The sequence below is a fragment of the Allobosea sp. GW821-FHT10B12 genome, assembly GCF_059415545.1.
The window spans coordinates 493,626-517,537 of sequence record NZ_JBWKNL010000005.1; the positions used below are offsets into that span (position 1 = coordinate 493,626).

General features: G+C 66.8%; 18 protein-coding genes, 1 pseudogene and 2 riboswitches. Of the genes and pseudogenes, 14 read left to right on the top strand and 5 right to left on the bottom strand.

The annotated features are described in order from the left end of the window. Positions 1 to 3 precede the first annotated feature (3 nt). Both AC07O0_RS19995 and AC07O0_RS20000 read left to right on the top strand, forming a co-directional pair. Complete coding sequence (locus AC07O0_RS19995) at positions 4 to 834, top strand: ABC transporter permease (RefSeq protein ID WP_494625427.1); 831 nt, start codon at positions 4 to 6, stop codon at positions 832 to 834. Next, positions 831 to 2,462: an ABC transporter ATP-binding protein gene (locus tag AC07O0_RS20000; protein WP_494625428.1), complete on the top strand. Its 1,632-nt coding sequence runs from the start codon at positions 831 to 833 to the stop codon at positions 2,460 to 2,462. Before AC07O0_RS19995 ends, AC07O0_RS20000 begins: the two co-directional genes overlap by 4 nt. Positions 2,463 to 2,486: 24 nt before the next feature. Here the strand turns inward: AC07O0_RS20000 and AC07O0_RS20005 are convergent, their stop codons facing one another. Beyond that, a complete protein-coding gene (locus tag AC07O0_RS20005; RefSeq protein WP_494625429.1) occupies positions 2,487 to 3,689 on the bottom strand; it encodes an MFS transporter in 1,203 nt (400 codons plus the stop codon). Between the two features lie 318 nt (positions 3,690 to 4,007). Here AC07O0_RS20005 and AC07O0_RS20010 point away from each other — a divergent pair, with 318 nt between their 5' ends. The 3 genes from AC07O0_RS20010 to AC07O0_RS20020 all read left to right on the top strand — a co-directional run bounded on the left by AC07O0_RS20010 (position 4,008) and on the right by AC07O0_RS20020 (position 7,242). Continuing rightward, on the top strand, positions 4,008 to 4,757 hold the full coding sequence (locus AC07O0_RS20010) for an SDR family NAD(P)-dependent oxidoreductase (protein ID WP_494625430.1): 750 nt from the start codon (positions 4,008 to 4,010) through the stop codon (positions 4,755 to 4,757). A 339-nt stretch (positions 4,758 to 5,096) separates the two neighbouring features. Beyond that, positions 5,097 to 6,233: a GNAT family N-acetyltransferase gene (locus AC07O0_RS20015; RefSeq protein WP_494625431.1), complete on the top strand. Its 1,137-nt coding sequence runs from the start codon at positions 5,097 to 5,099 to the stop codon at positions 6,231 to 6,233. Positions 6,234 to 6,243: 10 nt separating this feature from the next. Continuing rightward, the gene (locus tag AC07O0_RS20020; RefSeq protein ID WP_494625432.1) at positions 6,244 to 7,242 is read left to right on the top strand and encodes a glycosyltransferase family 2 protein; all 999 of its coding nucleotides are present in this window, start codon (positions 6,244 to 6,246) and stop codon (positions 7,240 to 7,242) included. On the opposite strand, the gene AC07O0_RS20025 is transcribed toward AC07O0_RS20020, so the two are convergent. Further along, on the bottom strand, positions 7,237 to 8,454 hold the full coding sequence (locus tag AC07O0_RS20025; RefSeq protein WP_494625433.1) for a lipopolysaccharide biosynthesis protein: 1,218 nt from the start codon (positions 8,452 to 8,454) through the stop codon (positions 7,237 to 7,239). The two genes, AC07O0_RS20020 and AC07O0_RS20025, sit on opposite strands and share 6 nt — an antisense overlap. A gap of 614 nt (positions 8,455 to 9,068) precedes the next feature. On the opposite strand from AC07O0_RS20025, the gene AC07O0_RS20030 reads away from it, so the two are divergent. The 9 genes and pseudogenes from AC07O0_RS20030 to AC07O0_RS20070 all read left to right on the top strand — a co-directional run. After that, on the top strand, positions 9,069 to 10,505 hold the full coding sequence (locus AC07O0_RS20030) for a GumC family protein (protein WP_494625434.1): 1,437 nt from the start codon (positions 9,069 to 9,071) through the stop codon (positions 10,503 to 10,505). Next, a complete protein-coding gene (locus AC07O0_RS20035; protein ID WP_494625435.1) occupies positions 10,502 to 11,827 on the top strand; it encodes an O-antigen ligase family protein in 1,326 nt (441 codons plus the stop codon). Before AC07O0_RS20030 ends, AC07O0_RS20035 begins: the two co-directional genes overlap by 4 nt. Continuing rightward, a complete protein-coding gene (locus AC07O0_RS20040) occupies positions 11,820 to 12,635 on the top strand; it encodes a polysaccharide deacetylase family protein (protein WP_494625436.1) in 816 nt (271 codons plus the stop codon). The genes AC07O0_RS20035 and AC07O0_RS20040 overlap by 8 nt, the downstream gene beginning before the upstream one ends. Continuing rightward, positions 12,632 to 13,858 carry a glycosyltransferase family 4 protein gene (locus AC07O0_RS20045; protein WP_494625437.1) on the top strand — a complete coding sequence of 409 codons (1,227 nt, stop codon included), beginning with the start codon at positions 12,632 to 12,634 and terminating at the stop codon, positions 13,856 to 13,858. The genes AC07O0_RS20040 and AC07O0_RS20045 overlap by 4 nt, the downstream gene beginning before the upstream one ends. Further along, positions 13,858 to 15,072, top strand: coding sequence for a glycosyltransferase family 4 protein (locus tag AC07O0_RS20050; protein ID WP_494625438.1), 1,215 nt, complete (start codon positions 13,858 to 13,860; stop codon positions 15,070 to 15,072). Before AC07O0_RS20045 ends, AC07O0_RS20050 begins: the two co-directional genes overlap by 1 nt. Continuing rightward, entirely contained in the window at positions 15,072 to 15,977 is a 906-nt protein-coding gene (locus AC07O0_RS20055; protein WP_494625439.1) for a methyltransferase domain-containing protein, read from the top strand. Before AC07O0_RS20050 ends, AC07O0_RS20055 begins: the two co-directional genes overlap by 1 nt. Further along, complete coding sequence (locus AC07O0_RS20060; RefSeq protein ID WP_494625440.1) at positions 15,974 to 17,221, top strand: glycoside hydrolase family 5 protein; 1,248 nt, start codon at positions 15,974 to 15,976, stop codon at positions 17,219 to 17,221. The genes AC07O0_RS20055 and AC07O0_RS20060 overlap by 4 nt, the downstream gene beginning before the upstream one ends. Then, positions 17,218 to 18,612 carry an acyltransferase family protein gene (locus AC07O0_RS20065; RefSeq protein ID WP_494625441.1) on the top strand — a complete coding sequence of 465 codons (1,395 nt, stop codon included), beginning with the start codon at positions 17,218 to 17,220 and terminating at the stop codon, positions 18,610 to 18,612. Before AC07O0_RS20060 ends, AC07O0_RS20065 begins: the two co-directional genes overlap by 4 nt. Before the next feature lie 230 nt (positions 18,613 to 18,842). Then, positions 18,843 to 19,214 (top strand): annotated as a pseudogene (locus AC07O0_RS20070) (aminotransferase class I/II-fold pyridoxal phosphate-dependent enzyme); the annotation flags it as partial. A 51-nt stretch (positions 19,215 to 19,265) separates the two neighbouring features. Here the strand turns inward: AC07O0_RS20070 and lhpI are convergent. The 3 genes from lhpI to AC07O0_RS20085 form a co-directional block, all read right to left on the bottom strand. Continuing rightward, positions 19,266 to 20,972 (bottom strand): cis-3-hydroxy-L-proline dehydratase, encoded by a 1,707-nt coding sequence (lhpI, locus tag AC07O0_RS20075; RefSeq protein WP_494625464.1) that lies wholly within the window; start codon positions 20,970 to 20,972, stop codon positions 19,266 to 19,268. Between the two features lie 218 nt (positions 20,973 to 21,190). Continuing rightward, positions 21,191 to 22,435: a D-amino acid dehydrogenase gene (locus AC07O0_RS20080; RefSeq protein ID WP_494625465.1), complete on the bottom strand. Its 1,245-nt coding sequence runs from the start codon at positions 22,433 to 22,435 to the stop codon at positions 21,191 to 21,193. Positions 22,436 to 22,483: 48 nt separating this feature from the next. Beyond that, positions 22,484 to 22,586: riboswitch (glycine riboswitch) on the bottom strand. Then, a riboswitch (glycine riboswitch) is annotated at positions 22,587 to 22,686 on the bottom strand. 212 nt (positions 22,687 to 22,898) lie between these two features. Continuing rightward, the coding region (locus AC07O0_RS20085; RefSeq protein WP_494625442.1) for an ABC transporter ATP-binding protein at positions 22,899 to 23,912 on the bottom strand (1,014 nt) is incomplete at its 5' end.

The following is a 23,912-nucleotide window of genomic DNA, read 5'->3' on the forward strand; positions in this document are numbered from 1 at the left end:
GCCATGGACCTGGTGAAGCTCTATTTTCGCAGCCCGGCCGCCGTCATCGGCCTCTTGCTGCTCATCCTCGTGCTCGCCATGGCGGCGAGCGCCGACTTTCTCTATCCGCGCGATCCGCTGGCGCTTGCCGGGCGGCCACTGATCTGGCCGTTCAGCAATCCGCGCTTCCTGCTCGGCACCGACAATTCCGGCCGCGACATCGCCGCCCAGATCTTCCACGGCGCGCGCATCTCGCTGCTGATCGGCGGCGTCGCGACAGCGATCTCGATCATGATCGGCATCACCATCGGCGCGCTCGCCGGCTATTACGGCAGTTGGGTTGATACCGCGCTGATGCGCGTCACCGAGGCGTTCCAGACCCTGCCGAACTTCCTCCTGCTGCTGGTGCTGGTCGCGGTCTTCGGCTCGACCATCATCACCGTGACGGTCGCGATCGGCATCGTCTCCTGGCCGGCCTCGGCCCGGCTGACGCGGGCGGAGTTCCTTTCGCTGCGCAACCGCGAATTCGTGCAGGCGGGCCGGACCCTCGGTCTCAAGGATATCAAGCTGATCTTCGGCGAGATCCTGCCGAACGCGCTGCCGCCGGTGATCGTCTACGCCAGCGTCGTGATGGCGATCGCGATCCTCCTCGAAAGCGCCCTCGCCTTCCTCAAGCTCTCCGACCCGAACGTCGCCTCCTGGGGCAATCTGATCGGCGCCGGTCGCGACGTGCTTCGGGTGCAATGGTATGTCTCGGCCATTCCCGGCATCGCCATCCTCGTCACCGTGCTCGCCGTTTCGCTGGTTGGGCAAGGGCTCAACGACGCCCTCAATCCGAGGCTGAAGAGCCGATGAGCCCGATCCTCGTCCTTGACGATGTCAGCGTGAAGCTGCCGGCCGGCGGCGACCGCTCGCATGCCATGGCCAATGTCTCGCTCACGCTGGCGGCGAACGAGATCCTCTGCGTCGTCGGCGAATCCGGTTCCGGCAAGTCGATGACGGCCAACGCGATCATGCGGCTCCTGCCTGGCGGCGTCACCATCGATGGTGGCCGCATCCTGTTCGAGGGGAGCGATCTCTGTGGGCTCGGCGAGGCCGAGATGCGCAAGGTGCGCGGCGCGGGGATCGCCATGATCTTCCAGGAGCCGATGACGGCGCTCAACCCGCTGCGCAGCATCGGCGACCAGATCGGCGAGATGTTCGAACTGCATACGGAGTTGTCGACCGCCGAGATCAAGGCCCGCACGCTCGCTCTGCTCGAGGAAGTGCGCATCCCTGATCCGGCGCTCGCCTTCAAGGCTTATCCGCACGAGCTCTCGGGCGGCCAACGCCAGCGCGCCATGATCGCAATGGCGCTGGCGCTCGATCCCAAGGTGCTGATCGCCGACGAGCCGACGACGGCGCTCGATGTCACCACCCAGGCGCAGATCCTCAAGCTGATCCGCGATTTGCAGCGCCGCAAGGGCACGGCCGTCCTGTTCATCACCCATGATTTCGGCGTGGTGGCGGAGATCGCCGACCGGGTCGCGGTGATGAGCAAGGGCGAGGTCGTCGAGCAGGGCGAGACCGCGTCCGTGCTCGGCAACCCGCAGCACGCCTATACCCGCCAGCTGATTGCCGCGGTGCCGCCGCTAAAGGCGCCGCCGCCGCGGGCGCTGCCCGACGAGCCGATCATGACGATCGGCCATATTTCGAAGACCTACCGCACCGGCGGCTTCCTCGGGCGCGGCCAGCGCGTCACCCATGCGGTCAAGGACGTCTCGCTGGTGCTGCCCAGGGGCGCGACGCTCGGCATCGTCGGCGAATCCGGCTCGGGCAAGTCGACATTGGCGCGCTGCCTCGTGCGATTGATCGATCCCGAGAGCGGTGAGATCCGCCTCAACGGTACCGATCTCGCAAAACTGAGCCGCGAGGAGATGCGCTCGGCGACGCGCGATATCCAGATGGTGTTCCAGGACCCGTTCGCCTCGCTGAACCCGCGCCGCAAGGCCGGCGAGGCGGTGGCGCAGGGACTGATCGTCCACGGCATGGCGCGGCCGCAGGCGCTGGCCCGAGCGAAGGAGCTGTTCGGCCTGGTCGGGCTCGATCCGGCCTCAACCGAACGCTATCCGCATGAATTCTCCGGCGGCCAACGCCAGCGCATCGGCCTTGCTCGCGCGCTGGCGCTGGAGCCAGCGGTGCTGGTCGCCGACGAGCCGGTCTCGGCGCTCGACGTCTCCGTGCAGGCGCAGGTGCTGAAGCTGCTGGCCGAATTGCGCGAGCGCCTCGGCCTGTCGATCGTCTTCATCACCCACGACCTGCGCGTCGCAGCGCAGGTCTGCGATCTCGTCGCGGTGATGAAGAGCGGCGAGGTCGTGGAAGCCGGGCCGATCGGCACGGTTTTCGGCCAGCCGCAGCACCCTTATACGCAGGCGCTGCTGGCCTCGATCCCGGGCCGGGAGTTCGGCGACGGAGCAAGGCTCGCGGAAGAGGCGATGGCCTGATTCCCGAAGCATTCGGCAGGAGGTTCAGCGCCAGTCACGGCGCCACAACGTGAAGATGCCGCATGCCGCCAACTGAAACGCGACCAGCAGATAGGGCCAGTCGAAGCTCGCCGTCTGGCGGGCGAGCAGCGCGAAGATGAGCGGGCCGCAGAACGAACCGACGAAGCCGAAGAGGTTCGCCGCGGAGGTGACGTCGCCGATCTGCGAAGGCGGCGCCAGCCGTGCGAGCTCGGCCATGTAAACCCCGTTCCATCCCAGCGACGTCGCTCCGATGAGGGCGACACAGCCATACAGGGCCCATGGCGGCCCCGCCGCCGACCAGACGAACAGGACGAGCGCGCCGCTTGCGGCAAGCGACAGCAAACACAGCAAGAGCAGGCCCCGGCGCCAGCGGTCCGCCAGCCAGCCCAGCACGATCCGCGAGAGCGTGCTGGCGGCAAGCAGGACAGCTATGAAGTATCCCGCCTCCGCGAGGTCCTTGCCGTGCTGCGTCACCAGATAGGTGGCCGTGAAGGCCTGGACACTTGCCTGGGCGATCGAAAACGAGATGCCGATGCCGGTGAGGAGCGGCAGAGACGGGTGGGCACGGATGACCTTGGCCGACCGGCGCAGAGCCGAGGGCGACAGGAACATCCGCGCCCACGCCCGGTTCGCAGGGCCTCTCTCCATATCGAGGCGCTTCTGAAACGGCTGGACGGCCAGCAGGCTGAGCACGACGATGGCCGCGATCAACCAGGCCGTATGGGCGAACCCCAACCCGACGACGGCCGGAGCCACCGAGACGCCGGCGATCGCTCCGCCGAGCGGAACACCGGCCTGCCTGATCGAGAAGATCAGATTGCGATGCCGCGGCGGCGCCGTGCGCATCAGCATTGTGCTGCCGGCCGGGTTATTCGGCGCCAGACCGAGGCCGAGCAGGAGAGCACCGATGAAGCCGAGAGCCGCGACCGGCTGCGCCAGGAAGACCATGCCCAGGCAGATCGAGGCCAGGCCGAGCTGCAAGGTGCGGATCGGACCGTGGTGGTCGAGCATCGGGCCGCCGCAGGCCAGGCACCAGCAGATGCCGATCGAAACGGTCGCGGAGACATAGCCAATACTTTCCGGCGGCAGGTTCCAGCGTTGCGTCAGGATCGGGCCAAGCAGAGGAACGGCAGCCGCGGCATAGGAACTCACGACCTGCACGAGGAGCGTCGCACTCAAGGCGCTCCCCCACAAGGGCAGCTTCAACGTGATTTCCTCCCAGCGCCTCGCCGTCTGTTCAGCGCGGCACGCTACCCTTCGGCAGCGCCGCGCGATCTCGGCCTCTGCTGGTCTTCCGCGAATGTGCCGGCGCGGTCGAGGTCGGGCCTGGGTTGCCTGACCTGCAGGAATTGCATGGGGCAGGGTGACGGCGCGCCGCTGCGCTCAGCACTCCGGCAGGTTGACGGCCAGCCCGCCGAGGCTGCATGGGCAACCCGCGTCGGGCCGTGCCGACGGGGCTTGAAACCAGGCCCGCCACCGCAGCTATAGAAGGCACCGACAAGCAACCGGAAAGGACGTGCCCGCATGGCCAAGGAATTCATCGGCAAGCGCGTGATCGTGACGGGTGGCAGCCGCGGCATCGGGCGCTCCGTCGCGCTCGGATTCGCGGCAGCTGGCGCATCCGTTTCGATCTGCGCGCGGGGAGCTGGGCCGCTTGAAGCGACGCGCCAGGAGATCGAGATGCTCGGCGTCGAAGCTCACGCGGCCAGCGTCGATCTCGCCGATGCGGACGCGATCAAGGCCTACCTACCCGAGGCGGTGCAGGCGCTCGGCGGAGTGGACGTCCTCGTCAACAACGCCTCCGGCTTCGGCCATTCGGATGACGAGGCGGGCTGGGCGGCCTCGCTCAATGTCGACATGATGGCGGTTGTCCGCGGCAGCCACGCGGCGATTCCCCATATGAAGCCGGGTTCGTCGATCGTGAACATCTCCTCGATCTCGGCCCTGCGGGCCTCGTCGCGTTCGGCGCCTTACGGCGCCATCAAGGCGGCCGTGATGCACTACACCGCGAGCCAGGCGAAGATGCTGTCGCGGAAGGGTATCAGGGTGAATTGCGTCGCGCCCGGTTCGATCGAATTTCCGGGCGGCACCTGGGAGGATCGGAAGACGTCGAATCCTGAACTCTATCAGGCGACGCTGGCCAACATCCCGTTTGGCCGGATGGGCAAGCCGGAAGAGGTCGCCGAGGTCGTGCTCTTCCTCGCATCCGACAAGGCCAGCTGGGTCACCGCTCAGACCATCGTGGTCGATGGCGGGCAACTCGTCGGTCCGTGAGCCCGGTGATCGACGAATAGCGACGGTGATGAGCCGACCTCTGTTGGACGGCGTCGCACCAAGGCGGGGCATTCGCGATTCAGACCCGCCCTTTCAACTCGGCAGGGCGGCTGTTGCCTATCGAAGAAGATCTCGCCGGTCGCTGCCCCGAGCGGGCGACCGCCTGCGTCTACATCTTTTCGGCAACTTGAACGTATAAATTGTATATACTATAGTTCATATCCCAGTCGGATACAGCCTCGGGCCCTCCGGTTCTTGGATGAGGTGGCTACAATGCTCGACCGCCGCACTCTCGCATCCAACCCGGTCCATGGCCCGACGTTGAATCCCGCGGCCTAGATGCTGCAGCTCGAGCCGCCTCCTCCCGCCGGCGAGCGCACTTTGCGCAAAGGCGCGGTCAGGCCGATGCGACCATCCGACGTGCCCGCGATCGCGCGGTTGTTTCTGAAGATATTCAGAGGGGCCGATAAACCAGCTGACGCCGAGCTTCAGGACTATCTGCGAAGCTTGACCCTGGCGTCTCCCTCCTACGACGAGACGCTAGGCACACAGGTCTACGAGCAAAGCGACGGGCGCATCCGAAGTGGGCTGCTGGCCGTGCCGATGCGTTTCGTCGCCTGCGGAGACGTCCTGCCCGGAAGGCTTCTCAGCGTCTTCATGACCGACGCCGACAAGGAGGCCGCCGGTGCGGCGCAACTGATCCTTGCCTTGCGGCCGAGACGCGCCGACTTCGCCTTTTGCGACAGCGCTTCTCCGACGAGTTGCAACCATCTCCTCGCGATCGGGGGCAAACCGATCCCGGTGCAGAACCTCGAATGGACCCGCAGCTTCCGCCCAGCCGGCGCACTGGCCGGACGCTTCGCCGAGCGCTTCCTGCGCGGCAAGCGCCTCGGCCTGCCCGTTCTCGCGCGCCCTCTCGACGGCCTGTTGCGCCGGTTACGGCCGGAACAGGCCGTCGAGGAACCCGGCACGAGCGTCGTGGAGATGTCGATTCCGGACTTCCTCGTGCATGCACCGCAGCTCATCGCTCACTATGCGGTGCGCCCCTTGTGGTGCGTGGCGGAGCTCTCCTGGCTGGTCTCGCTGGCGGCACAGAACACACGGCTCGGCGCCTTCACGATCCACGCCGTCGTCGATCGCCCTGGAGCGACCATCGGCTGCTTCGTCTACTATGCGGCCCCCGGACGCACCGCGCATGTCCTCAACGTCCTGGCGTTCCCTGGCCGGGAGCCCGCCGTCCTCGGTGCGATGTTTCGCCACCTCGACGACACCGGCCATGTCGATGCGCGCGGCCGCGCGCAGCCCGCCCTGATGGCCGGACTCTCGCTGCAGCGCTGGCTCGTCTTCCGCCATCGGGCCTTCGCGCTCGTGCTGACGCGGGTTCCCGAGATCAACGACGCGGTCGCGCGTGGCGATGTCTATGTCGGCGGCCTCGCCGGCGAGGACTGGAGCCGGCTTCTCACCGATTTCCACTGAGGCGGGTGCGATGGCGGTCTCGGTCATCCTCAAGACGCTCAACGAGGAGGTAAGGATCGGCGCGGCCATCGAGAGTGTCCTGGTGGCGCTCGACGCCATCGGCGGCGAGATCATCGTCGCCGATGGCGGCTCGCGCGACCGCACGCTCGCCATCGCTGCGACCTACCCCGTCCGTGTCGTCCAGCTCGAACCGGCCATCCTCCCGAGCTGCGGCATCGGCCCGCAACTCGGTTTCCAGTACAGCCGCGAGCCGTTCATCTGCCTGATGGACGGTGACATGCTGCTCGATCCCGGCTTCCTGCCGGAAGCACTCGCCTATCTCTCGTCCAATCCCCGCGTCGCCGGCGTGACCGGCCATGTCGAGGAGATGAACGACACCAGCCTCGAATATATCCGGCGCGGGCGCCGGGTCTCGCCGGAGAACCGGACGGGCGCGATCGACCGGATGAATGGCGGCGGCCTCTATCGCAGGGCGGCGATCGAGCAAGCCGGATATCTGTCGGATCGCAATCTGCACGGTTACGAGGAATTCGACCTCGGCCTGAGATTGCGGGCGCGCGGCTGGACCCTGCATCGCCTCAACCACCCTTTCGTCAGCCATTTCGGCCACGCACTCAACGCCTACACACTGCTCCTGCGGCGCTGGAAATCGGGCTATTTGCGTGGGATCGGCGAGCTGCTGCGCGCGGCGCTGGGGAAGCCGCAATGGCGGCGGCTGGTTCAGGAGCTGCCGGAGCTGAAGCTCTGGGCCATCGTCTATCTCTGGCTGATCGCGATGATCGTGCTGCCCTTCGCACTACCGAGCCCGGCTCTGGGGCTCTTGATCGATGCGGTCGTGACGGCCGCCGTCATCGGCCTGATGAGCCTGCGGCAGCGCAGCCTTTCGCTCGGCTTGTATGCGGTCGTCGCCTGGCTGTTCCACGCCGCCGCCTTGCCGCTCGGCTTCCTCCAGGGGAGGAAGGCCCCGGAGGCCTGGATAGAGAGCCGGATCGTCAGTGACGGATCATGAGGGTACGGGCCCCACCCGCGTGGTTTCCGCCGCTTGCAGACGGCTGCATCGCGCAAAGCGAAGCAGCACCAGCCAGGCTGCCACGACAATGGCGCCCTCGATCGCATAGAGCGCAATGAAGGTGCCGATCGGCGCGGCGAACCAGGTGGCCACCGCGATGACGACGCTGCCCAGCAGATTGGCGCCGTTCAGGATCCAGGCCCGCGCATCCTGCCGCCCCGAGGCACCCAGAAGGTCGATCGCGGCCGCCCAGGCGCCGACAAGGACAATGGTGCCGGAAAGGCAGCGCACGAAGAACGGCAGATCGTGATAGTCGCGGCCGAACAAGGCTGGAAGCCTCGGCGCCAGGACGAACAGGATGAGGGAGGTCACGGCGCCAAGGGCGAGCGCCGCGATCAGCGCCCGTTTGGTCGTCGCCAAAGCGAGATGCAGGCCGTCGCGACTCTCGCGCGCCAGGCGTGGATAGAGCAGCCGGTTGAAGGCATCGATCGCGAGATAGCTGCTGTCCATGATCCGCCTGGCGAGGCCGTAGCTCCCGACCGTCTCGATCGAGGTGAACAGGCCGATGACCAGCAGGTCGACATTCGAGCGGACGGCACGCCCGACGAATTGCGAGCAGAACAGGAGGCCGGCTCGCAGTTGCTCGGGAAGGATCGTGAGCCTGGGCCGCCCGAGAGGCGCGATCCATACGGCTCCGATCAGGGCGTAGAGAAGATTCCCGCCGCATTGCCAGAGCGCCCATTCCGACAGGCTCGAGACCTGGAACACCATGCAGGCGAGAGCAGCGGTCGCCATGCGCATGAAAGCAAAACCGACGACCGCGCGATTGGCCGCATGAACCTGGCCGAGGCCGAGAAACACGGTTTCGAAGAGAAGGATCGCTCGGACCAGAACGACATTGCCAAAGAACAGCAACGCCAGGGTCGACAGCTCGACAGAAGGACCTGAACTCAGGCGCCCCCAGGCCGACATAGCCGCGACGCCACCGATGACGAGAGCCGCTCCGCTCAAGCCGATGAGAAGAAGATTGTGACCGAGCAGGTTCGGATAGCTTTCGGGCTCGCGCGAAACCTTGCGAAGCAGGCAGTCGGAGGCTCCTAAGCCACAGACCTGAACCGCAACCGCGGTCACGGCTGAAATCTGCACGAACAGGCCGAACTCGGCCGGTCCGAGCGAGCGCGCCAGAATGGCGAAGGTCACGAGCTGTGACATTGCAGCCGACGCCAAGGACCCGCTCGACAGCAAATAGCTGGAGAGAATCGGGCGAGCGCGCCGGATTATCCCGCCGAGATCATGCAAGAGCCCACCCAATCAAAAGACACCCCACACCTGAATTCAGTTATATTCCTCGGTCGAGCCACGATTTGACTCTAGTATTTCAGATATACTTATAGTTTGTTTTCGACAATTGAGTGAAGCGGCTTATATTCTGGCATAAGCCGCAATTCTGAACTTACTAAACTATTAGCGGCCCTCCGCACACTCTTGGCACCTCCTTGCCCGGTAAGGTTAACACTTAATTACAGAAACTACCATAGGTTGTATTTTCTCAGTGGAATGTAGTTACTCAACCTGTAATTGCAATCAAGCAGACAAGTCGCGGATACGGGGAGAGACATGCCCACGATCGCCGCCGCCAGCCTTGTTCCGATCTTCAACGCGCCAGATGACGCAGGCTCGCCAGCGAACACGCGCGTTATCGGCCGCTCCCGTCACGCAAAACCGCGGCGACCTGTCTCCCCGACTCTCGGAACTCGCCCCGCAAGGCCCGCAGGGAGCTCCGTGCCGTCCGAGGCAACCGCGCACCCCCACTGACGCAGGACGCCATGTACCTCACCACCGACAACAGCAAGATGCGGCGCGAGGATGATGTTCCTTATCCACGAGCCATCGATCTGGCGCCCGCGCCGATCCGCGCGATCAGTGCGACCCAGGTTCTTGGCTGGCTGCAGCACGGCTGGTTTTGGATGCCGATTGCAGCACTCATCGGCACTGTTGCGGCTGTCGGCGTCACATTTCTGCTGACGCCGCGCTTCACCGCGACGACGGAGCTGACCATAGCCCCCTCCAACCTGCTGATCGCTCCGAACGACCTCTACGCGACGAATATCCAGAGCGACAGCCAGATTCTGGATGTCGAGAGCAAGATGAGAATGATCTCCTCTGGCAACGTCCTGCGCCGGGTCGTCGACGAGTTCGCCCTGAAGACCGATCCGGAATTCACCGGCAAATCCCCACTGTTCGGCTTACTGGGCGCTTTCGATCAACAACGATCCGGCGACGCCTCCGATCTCGCCGCTGTGCTTGCCAGGCGCATCACGGTTTCCCGTCAGGAGCGGTCCTATGTCGTGTCGCTATCGGTCTGGGCGAGCGAGGCGGCCCTGTCGGCACGGCTCGCGAACGCTGTCGCGGAGACATTCCGCGAGGAAGTCGTGCGAGCCGACGCAGAGCGGGTCGCACGGGCGGCGCAGGGGCTGAGCGCCCGGCTCGGCGAGATCAAGGCCGCAGCGACCGAGGCCGAGGACCGGGTCGAGGCCTTTCGCCGCGCCAACGGCCTGCAGCAGGGCGCCTCGCGGCAACTGCTCAGCGCGGAAGCCCTGGAGCGGATGAGCACAAAGCTGACCGATGCCAGGGCCCGGCTGGCCGAGGCGGAAGCGCGCTACAACGAGGTCTCGCGCGCGGTCACGCAGCATGGCGCGCAAGGCGGCGGCGTCCAGTCTCAAACCCTGGCCGGGCTGCTCGCCGACGAGGCCGCCCTGCGCCGGCAGATCGCGGTGCTCTCCAAGACTCTGGGTCCGCGCCACCCTTCACTGACGAGCGTGCTGACCGAGGCCGATGCCTTGGCCAAGGCGGTCAAGGCCGAGACCGAGCGGCTTCGGCGCACGGCCCGGATCGAGATGGATCAAGCCAGGAAGGCGCTCGAGGCATTGACCGGCGAGACGCAGACACTACGCGGCAGCGTCTCCGTCGACGACCAGGCCCAGGTGAAGCTGCGCGAACTCGAACGCGAGGCGAGCGCCAAGACCGCGCTCTACCAGACCTTCCTCACCCGCGCGGGCGAGGCCGCCCAGCGGCAGCAGATCGACGCGACGGATGTCCGCGTGATCACGGCCGCGGCCGTTCCGTCGCGTTCGACCTGGCCGCCCCGTCCGCTCGTCGCGGCCGCGGCGGGCATGGCGCTCGGACTGCTTCTCTCGGCGAGCCTGCTCATCGCCTTCGGCTATCTCCGCGATGTCCGACCCGGCAGGAGCGCAGCCCCATGACACAGGCGAACGATATGCGCGGCAGCTCGACAGCCGGTAGCGCCGGAGCGCTGCTCTTCATTGCAACCCTGCTGTTCTACCTGGTCACGCTGACGCCGTTCATCGACCTGTCTGCTGCCGACACGAGCAATGCAGCCACGGGCAAGTCGAACACGACCAACCAGATCATCTATCTCTGCCTGACGGCGGCCCTGTGGGTGTCGGTCTTCTATTCGCCCGCGCGCCATCTGGTCGCGCGCCCGCGCGGGCTCCTGATCGTGCTGCTGCTCTGGTTCGCGCTCGTCTCGGCGTTATCGGCGCAACCCGACCTGGCGCTCAAGCGCGTCTTCCTGGCGACGCTCACCATCGTGAATGGCAGCATCCTGCTGCTGCTGCCGCGTTCCGAACGCCAGTTTGCCGGCATGCTCGCCATCTGCTGCCTCGGGGCTCTGGGACTGGCCTATCTCGGCGTCGCGCTGATGCCGCAGCGCGCGATCCACCAGACCAGCGAGGTCCGCGAGGCAATGAATGCCGGGCTCTGGCGCGGCCATTTCGCGCACAAGAACGTCGCGGCCGCAGCGATGGTGATCATCAGCTTCGCCGGGCTCTATCTGTTCAGCACCGGCCGCCGGCTCGTCGGCGGGGTGATAGTGGTGCTGGCAGTCGTGTTCCTGACCCGCACCGGCGGAAAATCCGCCGCCATGGCCCTGCCCGGCATTCTCGCCATCGCCTGGATCTTCGAACACTGGCGCGCCATGCGGATGCCGATGGTCGTGCTGGGGATCGCCGCCGTCAACGTCCTGACAATCGGCTGCGCGGTCTCGCCCGCCATGCGCGAACTGGTCGTCCAGCTCGGCCTCGACCCGAGCTTCACCAATCGCACCGACATCTGGAAGATCGGCGCCGTGGCCGCCATGGACAACCCGCTGACCGGCTATGGCTTCCAGCTATTCTGGCAGACCGACGCGATGGTCCACAAGGGCGGCGCGGCGACGAGCTGGGCGTTCGCCGCCTTCAACGGCCATAACGCCTATCTCGACATGGCGATCACTACAGGCCTTCCCGGCCTCGTCCTGACATTGGTTCTGCTCGTCTGGCTGCCATTGCGCGACATCGCCCGGGCCGAGGCGACCGCGAATGATCCGGCGCTGACCCGTTTCTTCGTGCGGATCTGGCTCTACGGGATCCTGGTCGCCTGCGTCGAGAGCCTGTTCTTCCAGTCGGGCAGCCTGATCTGGTTCATGCTGGTCGTCGCGATCTTCGGCCTCCATCTGCAGGCAAACGCGCACGAGATCAAAGAGCCGGCAAACCATCGCCGCGACATGGAGCCGGCCCATGTCTAGCGCCGCCTGGCTTCCAGCTCCGCCGGATCGTATCGCCCGCCTGCCGACCCTGATCGACCGCTTCGCCGGCCGTATCGAGAACCGGCTGCTCCGGGCTGCGCCGTGGCAAGTCATGCAGGTTCCGACGCAGGAGCCGATCGTCTCCTTCACTTTCGACGACGTGCCAGCCTCCGCCCTCGATATCGGCGCCGCGATCCTCGAAGCAGACGGCGCGCGCGGCACGTTCTACATCTCCGGCGGCTTGGCGGGGCGGCTCGAGACGGGCCGAACCTTGATCGATCCGGCGGGCTGCAGGGAGCTCGCGGCCCGCGGCCACGAGATCGGCTGCCACACTCATGCGCACCGCGACCTGCGGCATATCGACGGCGATGCTCTCGTCGAGGACCTCGCCCGCAATGCACACTATCTCGACGCGATCGATCCGCGGCCGGGCCGGCGCAACTTCGCCTATCCCTACAACAGTGGCTCCCTGGGCAAGCGGGCGCTTCTCGCCCGCACCTTTCGCACCTGCCGGGCCGGCGGAGAGGGGATCAATCGCGGCCCTACCGACCCGACCTTCCTGCGCGCGGTCGAAATCCGGCAGCCGCAGCAGCATGTGCTGGGGTTGGCCCGCTGGATCGATGCGCTGATCGCCGCCCCCGGCTGGCTGATCTTCTTCACGCACGACATTTCGCCGAGGCCGACACCCTATGGCTGCACGCCGCCCGGCTTCCGGCTGCTCGTCGGATATGCGCTCACGCGCGGCTGCCACGTCCTGACCGTCGATGCGGCGCTGGACCGCATGGGGCTGCGGGAGCAGGCGAAATGACGCGCGCCCAACGGCTCCTGGCCATCAACAACTACTTCTATCGACGCGGCGGCGCCGAGAGTGTCTTCCTCGACCATATCGACCTATTCGCGAAAGCGGGCTGGGAGGTCGTGCCCTTCGCGATGCGGCATCCCGCCAATCTGCCGAGCCCCTGGTCCGACTATTTCGTCGACGAGATCGAATATGGAGAGGCGGTCGGCCCGATCACCAAGGCCAGGCAGGCCGCCAAGGTCATCTTCTCGCTGGAGGCACGGCGGAAGATCCGTGCCCTGATCGGTAGGGCTCCGCCGAGGGTGGCGCACGCCCACAATGTCTACCACCATATCTCGCCGTCGATCTTCGGCGCCCTCAAGGCCGAGGGCGTGCCGCTGGTGATGACGGCCCACGATCTAAAGGTCGCCTGCCCGGCCTACAAGATGCTGAGCCAAGGCCGCGTCTGCGAGCGCTGCCATGGCGGCCGGATTCACAACGTCCTGCTCCGTCGCTGCGTCAAGGAGTCGGCCGTAGTGAGCGGGCTCGTCCTTCTGGAGACGCTGGTCCATCGCAGCTTCGGGCTTTATCGCGACACGATCGACCGCCTGATCGCCCCAAGCCGCTTCTACCGCGACAAGCTGGTCGAGTGGGGCTGGGACGCAAGCCGCATCGCCTACATTCCGAACTGCATCGATGCGAGCCAGTATTCGCCCGCCTCGCACGAGGGTGACTATGTCGTATATGCGGGACGCCTCGCGCCGGAGAAGGGGCTGGCCACGCTGATGCGCGCCGCCGCGCTGTCGCGCCAACGGCTGGTCCTGGCAGGTAGCGGCCCCGAAGAACCGGCCTTGCGCAAGCTCGCGCTGGAACTGGGGGCCGATGTCGCCTTCACCGGCCATCTCGAGAAGCCAGAACTGAAGCGGCTGATCGGCGAGGCGCGCGCGCTGGTCCTCCCGTCCGAATGGTACGAGAACGCGCCCGTCAGCGTCCTCGAAGCCTACGCGCTCGGGCGCCCGGTCATCGGCACGCGGATCGGCGGCATTCCGGAACTGATCGCGAATGGTGAGACAGGGCTCCTGGTGGAACCGGGCGATGTCGCCATGTTGGCCGACACGCTCGCGACGCTTGCGAGCCTTTCACCCGCTGCCCGCGCCGGGCTGGGCGCTGCCGGCCGCGATTGGGTCGGCCGGGAGTTCTCGCCCGACCGATACCGCGACCGCACCGCGGCTCTCTATGAGGCGCTCAGCTGATGTACACGCTGATACCGCCGATCGGCGCAAAGCCGCCAAAGCGAACCGTGATCTTCGTCGGCTTGCGCGGCGTGCCCGAAATTCAGGGCGGGGTCGAAACTCATGTCGCGGCGATCTCGGTGCGCCTTGCAGAGCGCGGCTGGCGGGTCGAGGTGCTCGGCCGCGCGCCCTACCTGCCTTCGCAGCGGCCCTATAGCTGGAAGGGCGTCACCGTCACGCCGGTCTGGGCGCCGCGCTCGCGCAGCTTCGAGGCGCTGGCACATACGGCGCTCGGCCTGTTCGTCGCCGCCGGACGCAATCCGGACCTCGTGCATATCCACGCGATCGGGCCCGCCTTGCTGACCCCGCTCGCCCGCCTGCTCGGCCTCCATGTCGTGGTGACACATCACGGCTTCGACTACGAGCGCCAGAAATGGGGCCCGCTCGCCAAATCCATTCTGCGGGCCGGCGAAGCGATGGGGATGCTGTTCTCCCATGCCAATATCGGCGTGTCGAAGGCGATCGCCGACAGCGTCCGCCGCAAGTTCAGCGTCGGCGCGATCTTCATCCCGAATGGCGTCGAGAACCCGTTCCCGAAGCTGGATGCCGCCTATCTCGACCGCATCCAGGTCATGCCGGGCCGCTATGTCCTGAGTGTCGGCAGGATCGTCGAGGAGAAGCGGCATCTAGACCTGATCAGGGCTTTCGCGCGCCTGGACGATCCCGGCCTCAAGCTCGTCATCGCCGGCACGGCCGATCACGCCGGACGCTATCAGCGCGAGGTCGAGGCGGCGGCCGCGGCGACGCCCGGCGTGGTGATGGCGGGCTTCCAGCGCGGCGAAGCGCTGTCCCAGCTCTATCGCCATGCGGCTCTCTTCGTTCTGCCGTCGAGCCATGAGGGCATGCCGATGGTGCTGCTCGAGGCCCTCAGCCACGGAGCGCCCTGCCTTGCGAGCGACATCGATGCGAATCTCGCGCTCGATCTCGGACGGGACAGCTATTTCCCCCTGGCTGAAGTCGAGGCGCTCACGGACGCGATCCGGTTGAAGCTCACGGCGCCCAACGCTGCCGAAGACGCGGAGCGCGCCGCCAAGGTCCTCGACTCCTTCGGCTGGGGCGCGATCGTCGAGCGCACAATGGACGTCTACGAGAGCGCGCTCCTCGACTGGCGGCGGGGCAGCGTGCGTCGCGACGGTGCCGGTCTCGGCACACGAGTCGAGTTCGGAGGCCGATGATGACGCCTGCGCTGCGCAATCTCGAAATGACTATCCTCGGCCTCGGCTTCCTCGGCCTCGCCTGGGGCAAGAGCAAGCTGCACGGCTACACCACGCCGAATGGTGTGGCGAAAGCGGATGAAGAAGGGAAGATCGCCTATCTCCTCGACATCTTCGCCTCGCTGCGTCGCTTCCTGTCGCCAGGGTTCGATCTGCGCGGCCGCGACGTGCTCGAGCTCAGCCCCGGCGCATCGCGCGGCAATGGCGTGCTCTTTCTCGCGCTCGGCGCGCGATCCTATCACGCCATCGATGCCTTCGATCTCGCCGGCGGCGAGGACCCGGCCTTCTATGACCGGCTGCTCGATCGTTTCCCCGAAGGCCGGAAAGCCGATCGGGAGCGTGCCCGGACCATCGCCCGTACCGCTGGCGTACGTGAATTCGGCTATGCCGTCGGGCGCGATTTCGACATCGCCCGCCTTGCCGGAAGGCGGAGTTTCGACCTGATCGTCAGCTGTGCCGCCTTCGAGCATTACGACAGCCCTGCGCAGGCCATTGCCGGCCTGACACGGGTCGCCCGGCCCGGCTGCGAGAGCGTCCACATCATCGATCTGCAGACGCATTCGCGCTGGATCCGCGAGCGCGACCCGAACAACATCTATCGCTATCCCGAACCGGTCTACCGGATGTTCCGGTTTCCCGGGCAGCCGAACCGGCAACGCCCTGCCGACTATGTGCGCGGCTTCGAAGCGGAGGGCTGGAGCGATGTTCGCTTCGTGCCGTCGCGAACGATCGATCCCGCGCTTCGCGAGACCTCGCTGCAAGGCCTGGCCGCCCCCTTTGCTGGCCGGGACGACATGAGCATCCTCGATGGCGCCCTGACGGCGCGCTATCCTGGGCCGGACGGCGATTGGGGGATGGCGTCGTGACCAGCCGCCGTTCCGTCATCGGCGGGATCGCCGGTCTCGCGACGCTCGCCTCCTTCGGAGAGCTGCGAGCCGCGGGCGAGCCCGGCGGAGACCTCCCGCTGTTCCGCCGTGGCATCGGCGTCTCGCACGCATGGGGCTGGGCAGAGGTCGAGACCGACGGCTCCTATGGCGATGCGCCCTTCTCGGGCCCGCGCTTTCGCTTCGATCAGGCGCAGCGGCAGGCGATCCGGACCGCAGATTTCGACTTCGTCCGCTTGGCCGTCGATGTCGGCCCCTTCCTGGCCTTCGCCGGGGCGGCGCGCGACGGGGTCGAGGAACGCCTCATCGGCGCGGTTCGCGATCTCATCGACGCCGGTCTCGGCGTGATCGTCGACCTGCATCCGAGCGCGATGAATCCGGCTTACCGGCCGGCCGCTTTGACCGCAGGCGTCGATACGGCCGGCTTCCGCGCGGTACTGGCCTTGCAGCAGCGCCTGGCCGCCCGTCTGGAGCGACTCGTCCAGGAGAAGGCGGCCACCGGCACTCCAAGGCTCGCATTCGAGCTGATGAACGAGCCGGAAGTCTCGCAATCAGCCTGGCAGCCCATGCTCGAGGCCGCTTACCGTGCAGCGCGTAGCGGCTCCGCAACGTTGCCGCTCGTGCTGGGCGGCGGCTCAATGAACGCCGCGGCGGCGTTGGCCGCGATCGATACGCGCCCGTTCGCCGGCGATGGCCGCCTGATCTACACCTATCACGACTACTCGCCCTGGCAGTTCACCCATCAGGGTGTGCGCGGCAATCCCGCCTATGCGCTGGACGCGATCGCCTACCCGGCGCCAGCATCCGCCAAGGCGATGATCGCAGCGACCCGGCGGCGGATCAGCAGTCTCGATCTCGATGGTTCCGCGCTGGAGCAGGCACGACAGGCGAAGCGAACGCTTGCGCGCTATGCCGGCTTCGATCGCTCGGCCCTCGAACGGACCTTCCGGCAGGTGAACGCCTGGCGCAACGCACAGGGCCTACCTGCGCACGCCGTCCTGCTTGGCGAGTTTGGAGTCCACAGGACGCCCTATCTCCGCTCACCCGAGGGGTCGGCTGCGCGCGAGCGCTGGCTGCGCGACATGCGCGAACTCGCCGAGGCGCACGGCTTCGCCTGGGCGTGCTGGACCTATGCGGGGGCCGGCGGCTTCGCGCTCGCCGAGAACGAGACCGGTCCGGGCTTCGACGCGGCAACCCGGCGCGCACTGGGGCTGCTGGCGCGATGAGCCCGGGCGCGCCCCGGCAGCGCTATGCCAATCTCGATGCCTTGCGCGCGATCGCGGCGCTGGCCGTGATGGTCGAGCACATGTTCGGCGATCTGCTCAGGCAGGCTCCCGCCGCGACCGGGCCGATGAGCACACTCGCCCAGTCGGTCGTCCAGAATCTGAGCCTCGGCCGGTTCGGCGTGGCGCTGTTCTTCCTGATCAGCGGTTTCGTCGTGCCGTTCAGTATCGATGGCGAACGGCCGCTCAGGCATTTCGCCATCTCGCGGCTGTTCCGGCTCTACCCTGCCTTCTGGCTGGTGCTGGCGGTGCTCGCGACGATGGGCTGGTTCTCCGGGGATATGCCGAGGATGGCGACCGTGCTGGCCAACCTGACCATGGCGCCACCGCTCTTCGGCCAGCCCTGGCTCTCTCCGGTCCACTGGACTCTGTTCATCGAATTGCTCTTCTACATCCTCGTCGCGCTGCTGTTTTTCGCAGGCCGCCTGAGGCATGTCGGCATCCTGCTCGCCCTCAGCCTGGCCCTGATCGCCGCGACGGCAATACCGGTCCAGTTGCGCATGCGCGGCGTCGTCAACCTGCCGATCCAGTATCTCGGCATGCATCTGTCTTTCCTGCTCCTGGGCCTGCTGTTGCGGCTCTGGCTCATCGAGCGGATGCGGGGCGCGTGCCTCGCGGCGCTTGTCCTCGCACTGGCACAGTTCGCGGCGCTGCTCTCGGTCTCGCAAGTCTCACTGGCGCGCGGCGACAACTTCATCATGGAGGGGCTGAGGCCCGTCCTGAGTGCCTATGTCCTCGCCCTCGCGGTCTTCCTCGCAGCCATCGGACTGAACCAACCGCGGTCAGCCCTCCTCGCGCGGATGGGACTGATCAGCTATTCAATGTACCTGTTCCACGGGACGGTCAACGCTGCCGTCTATGGCGTCCGGCCCTTGACCGGACAGCTCGGCGACATCGCCACCATGCTGGTCTGCACCGGCGCGACCCTGCTGCTGTCCTGGTTCGTCTATCGGGCTATCGAACGCCCGATGATCAAGCTCGGGCGCCGGATATCGTCAAAGTACGAGGCTTCTCCCACCACGTCTTCGCGACACGCCGCTGCGCTCCGGGGGCTAGCGCAATGGCACAGCCCGATCACAGCTGCGCAGGCCGGCATCCAGGGCTCGGTGCTGCAGCCAGCGTCGGCTCGCCGGATCGGCGAGCATGGCGCTGGACGCTCGGCTGCAAGGCAGCTGAGCCCGCAACTGCCCGATATCGTCGTCGACATCGCCGAAGACAGCCACTCGGGCGACAGGCTCGTGAGTGCGCTCCTCGGCACCGCGATCGCCGCCGTCACGCTGAGCTGGTTCGCCCTGCTCGGCTATGTCGGCTGGAAGATTGCCGAGTCGTTGTGATCATTCCGGTCAGTGCGTGCTGCGCCAGGAGGGCGACGCCGCCGCGCGCAGTGCGCGCTGTCATCACAACCTCCCCCGGCCGACGCGCGGGATGCGGCCGCGCACGGCCGCCTCGATCTGGCTTCTGGTGATGCCGATGGCGTGCAGCGCCTGCTCGTCGAACTCACGCAGGTCCGCGATGACGGCGCGCTGATTGAGATAGCGCGTGACCGCTCGGAACAGCGCGCCCGGCGGCCGCGCAGCGGATGATGAGCGACGGCACCATCGCCGAGCTCGCGAGGCTGAAGCGCCTTGACGCCCGCGCGCGTCAGGAGCTCGCAGCCGAGCGCCTCTCCGGTTTCGAGATCCAGGCCAACAGGAATTGCTATCATCTGTGGCTGACGCTGCCGGCCTATTGGCGCTCGCAAAGCTTCGTTGCCGCCGCCGTACGGCGCGACATCGCGCTAACCCCGTCGAGCACCTTTACGGTGACGCCCGGCCATGCGCCGAACGCGGTTAGGCTGGCGCTGGCAACGCCGACGATGGAGCAGCTCGATATCGGCCTGCACACGCTGGCCGCGCTGCTGCATGCCAGGGAGGACGATTTCGACTCGACGGAATGAGCCAACGCAGGTCGCCTTTTCATTGCGACCGGTGCTGGTGGCGATGAGATCTCAGGAGAGCCAGCCGGGAAGCCGGGCAGGCGAGGAACCCGTCAGCGCGGCCGCAATGCAGTTCTCGAACGTCCCGAGCCTTACGATGCAGCCCGAAAGTCCTGGCCCGTAATGGGCATACTTGCCGGAATTGGTCAGGACCACCTTCGCCCTCTCGGGGAAAACCGGGCGCGTAATCGAGCACCAGCAGAGATCGGGGATGACCTCGACACCGCTTTGCCGAAGCTTCGCCATCGTTCCATCGGCCTGCGCTGCCGCTACGACCGCCCTACCGGCCGTGATGATGACGGAGAGATCTCCAGCGATAGATCGGCCGCCGAGCCGCTCTGCGACGGCCCGACATTCATCGAGGGAAGCGTGAGGGCTGCCGATGGCGACAAGATCGACATCCGCTGGCCCGTCATTCAGCTTGCGCCAGCCGGCCGCGAGATCCGCGCGCGTGACGACGACATCGTCTTCGGGATTGCCACCGAGGCTCTCCGCCTCTGGCGTGATGCCTTCGATGTGCAGCATGGCCGCGGCTGAGGTCGTACCGAAGGCGGCACAGAGCGCCTTGAGATCGTCCAGCGTCGGCCGCATGGTCGCCAGGCCGGTGATCAGCGGAATCCGGTCGGGCGAGGCCAAGCCGACGAGATAGCCGATCAACGGCCAGGCCGAGCTGTCCGCGCCCGCCGGCACCTCCACGCATACCGTTCGCCGTGCGCGCCGCCCCTCGTCGAGAAAGGCCCCGGCCAGCGGAGCGCGGCCGGTGACGGCGATGCAGAAATCCAGAAAGTCCGGATGCTTCGCGGTCCGGGCGCCGAGCACCGAATTGGCGAAGATCACCGCATTCGACTCCGACCAGCCGATCGCCTCGCCGAAACCCGGCGGATCCGGCAGGGCATAAGGCGCGCAGGTGAAGCTCGCCTGGCAGCCCATGCGGACATAGGCGTCGGCAAGGCGCGCCGCAGGCTCGCCGAACGCTGGCGCGACGCCCTGGCGGCGCCAGTTCGCGTGATCGACGGAGATCGCATTCATCGTCGTGGGGATGCGAGCGCGCGCGCCCAGCTCCTCCATTCGCTCGGCAAAGACCAGATTGGCCGGGCCGGCATAGATGCAGCCGTCGACATGCCCTCGTGTCACGTCGACCAGCTCAGTCGCCCCTTGCTGGCTCGCCATGGCGCAGACGATGCGCATCGCCTGCTGGACGGCGACCCCTTCGCTTCCATCCAGCTTGCGGCGATCGGCGGGAGACAGCTGCAGCCCGCCATGGGCCGCCGTGGAAAGAGGTATCCGGACGTGCCCGCCATCAGCCGATATCGCGCCCGGGGCGATCGTCGCCTCCTTCACGCGGGACAGCACGGTGAAGGCTTCCTCCGCAAGGCGCACGACCGGGATGCGGTGCCCGAACATTTCCAAAGCGACGATCGCCCCGAGCGTCAGCGTGTCCTCCGCGCCGGCAAAGACCAGCGCAGCCGGATTTCGTCCCGAAAGGGCGAGTTCGAGCAGCACGCCCGAACCCGAGCAGGAACCCCGGCTCGTCGGCATCAACACGATCGCACCGGCGAGCGAGACGCCGTGCGAGGGGTGGTGCACGTCGATGACCATGCCCGTCGCCGGATCGACGCCGCCCCAGAAGCTCAGGGGCTCGGTGAGGACGACGATCGGCCCGGCGGCGTCGCCGGGGACGACGGCGATACCGTTGTCGGGTGTCGGGGTTGAGTTCATGGCGCGGGCTGACGAAGCAGATGGAAAACAGGGCGGAGACCAGCGCACGAAACCGCCGCTCCCCGCGGAGGTGATATCATCGAATGAGAAGCGCGTATCGAAGCAGCAATCGGCCGTCCTGGGCTCGCGCTTCTCTCCTGCAACAGCATGGTGCTGCCCCTGGAAACCGGGCGGGCCTGGACGCAGCAGCGCCAGCCCGCCCGGCTTCGGAGACCCGTTCAGGCGACGTTCCGCCGCGCGGTAACCAGCGCCGCAACGGCATCGGCCGTCGCCGCCGACAATGTCCAGCCGAGATGGCCGTGCCCGGTGTTGTAGAATACGCGCGGATTTCGCCCGCGCGCGACCCGCGGGAGCATGTCGGGCATCATCGGGCGCAAGCCGGCCCAGGGCGTGACCTGGCGCGTGCTCATCCCGGGGAAGTGCTGGCGGCACCATTGCACCAGCGGCTCGATCCGCGCCGCCCGGATGTCCTTGTTGTAGCCGTTGAACTCGGCGGTGCCCGCCACGCGAAAGCGGGTCGCTCCCAATCGGCTGGTGACGATCTTCGCCCGGTCATCCAGCAGGCTGGTCCACGGCGCGGCCTGCTGGTCGGAAGCTTCGGGGAGATCGACTGTGATCGAATACCCTTTGACGGGGTAGACATTGACGTGATCGCCGAGACGGGCAGCGAGCTGGCGCGACGCGACGCCGCCGCAGATGACGATACGGTCGAACCGGTCGACCTGCGCGCCGGCCTCCCCGGTCTCCTCCACCGGCTTCCAGCTCACCCGCACGGCATCGGCAGCGTCGTGCTCAATCGACAGAACCTCGCTTGACAGGCGCATCCGCACACCCCGCCGCACGCAGGCGTCGGCCAGACCGGCCGTGAATTTGTGGATGTCGCCGGTGAAATCGGACGGGGTGTAGAAGCCGCCGTGGAACTCGCCCTTCAGGGCCGGCTCGATCCCCCGGATTTCCTCCGGCGTGACGGCCCGGCGCTCGAGCCCTCCCCTGGCGAGCAGCGTCGAGACCCGCGCCGCCGCCTCGAACTCGGCCTTGCCGTGGTAGAAATGCAAGATCCCGCGCTCCTCGCAGTCGAAGGCAATGCCCTCTTCGCGCGCCATCTGCATGAGATGGGCCCTAGCCTCGATCGCCAGCCGCGCGGTGGTGAGCGTGTTCTCCTCATATTTCGGGATCGAGGCGATGAACTGCGCCATCCAGGACAGCTTGTGCCAGGACGGCTTGGGATTGACGAGCAGCGGGGCCCCTGGCGTGAACATCCACTTGATGCCCTTCAGGACCGTGGCCCAGCTGTTCCAGACCTCGGCATTCGAGGCCGAGAGCTGGCCGCCATTGGCGAAGGAAGTTTCCATCGCGGCGTAGGGCTGGCGGTCGAAGACCGTGACCTCGCAGCCGCGCCGGGCCAGATTGTAGGCGGTGGTGATGCCGGTAATGCCCGCGCCGATGACGGCGACGCGCGAGATGTCGGATGTGCTCATAGGTGCTCCTGCCCGCTCCATGCGGGTCGTCAGCACCCCCTCTGTCATTGGCCTGAGAGCTTCATCGCGCCCAGTCATTGGGCAGGCGATTTTCACCATCGGCGCAGGACTGCCGTCCTGCTTTTCAGAGTCTCAATCTTCGGCAGCGGTACTTTTGCCTGAGAGTTTCCGGGGCGGTTGCTCCGTCGGCGTCGCGTCGGCCCGAAAGCCGAAACGATCTCTCCCGCTGCAGCAAATGCTAGTACTCCAGCAGCTTGTGTCAATAGCGGCTCGGCGCCCGACAAGGGAGGCTGATCGAGAGGGCTAAGCGAGCGACCGCAAGGCGCCGTGATAAATCCCTAGCGCTCCACTACTTCAATTTGCCGGCTTATTACTTTTCAACTCGATACACTCATGAGGCCGCGAGACATTCTCGCGGCCTCATGAGTGTAAGATCAGACGGCCTTTCTCACGCCACCTTGGCGATGACGGGCTTTGTTTCCCATTCCTCGCCCCAGATCATGACGGCGTGTCCTGGCGAGACCTCGCGGTACTGGCGCACCGGCGGGACGTAGTCGGCCGGGCGGATCGGGCTCTTGATCTCGTCGTTCGAGACAGGGCGCTTCTGCAGCCGCCGGGCGGGATCGGCGATCGGCACCGCCGCCAGCAGCCGCTTGGTGTAGGGGTGCTGCGGATTGCCGAAGATCGCCTCGCGCGGCCCGATCTCGACGATCTCGCCGAGATACATCACCGCGACGCGGTGGCTGACGCGCTCGACCACCGCCATGTCGTGCGAGATGAAGAGATAGCCGAGGCCCATGCGCGCCTGCAGGTCGAGCATCAGGTTGACCACCTGCGCCTTGACCGAGACGTCGAGCGCCGAGACCGCCTCGTCCGCCACGATCAGGCGCGGCTCGACCGCGAGCGCGCGGGCGATGCAGATGCGCTGGCGCTGGCCACCGGAGAACTCGTGCGGGAAGCGGTTCGCCATCTCCGGCAGCAGGCCGACGCGCTTCAAGAGGTCGGCGACCTTGTCGCGCGCCTCGGACCGGCTGGCGAGGTTGTTGATCAGCAGCGGCTCGGCGATCGCCGCCCCGACATTCATGCGCGGGTTCAGCGAGGCGAACGGATCCTGGAAGATCATCTGCATGCGCTTGCGCTGCTCGCGCAAGTCGCCCTGGCCCAGCTTGAGCACATCGACGCCGTCGAGCAGCACCGAGCCGGAGAGCGGCTCGACCAGCCGCAGAACCGAGCGGCCGGTCGTCGACTTGCCGCAGCCGGATTCGCCGACCAGCGCCAGGGTCTCGCCCGCCTTCAGGCTGAAGGAGACGTTCTCGACCGCGTGCACCCGGCCCTTGACCGAGGAGAGCAGGCCGGAACGGATCTCGAAGCGGGTCGTCAGCCCCGCGACCTCGAGCACCGGGCGCTCGGCCGCCTGGACGGTGTCGGGCGTTTCAGTCGGCACGTCCGACTGTCCGGTCGT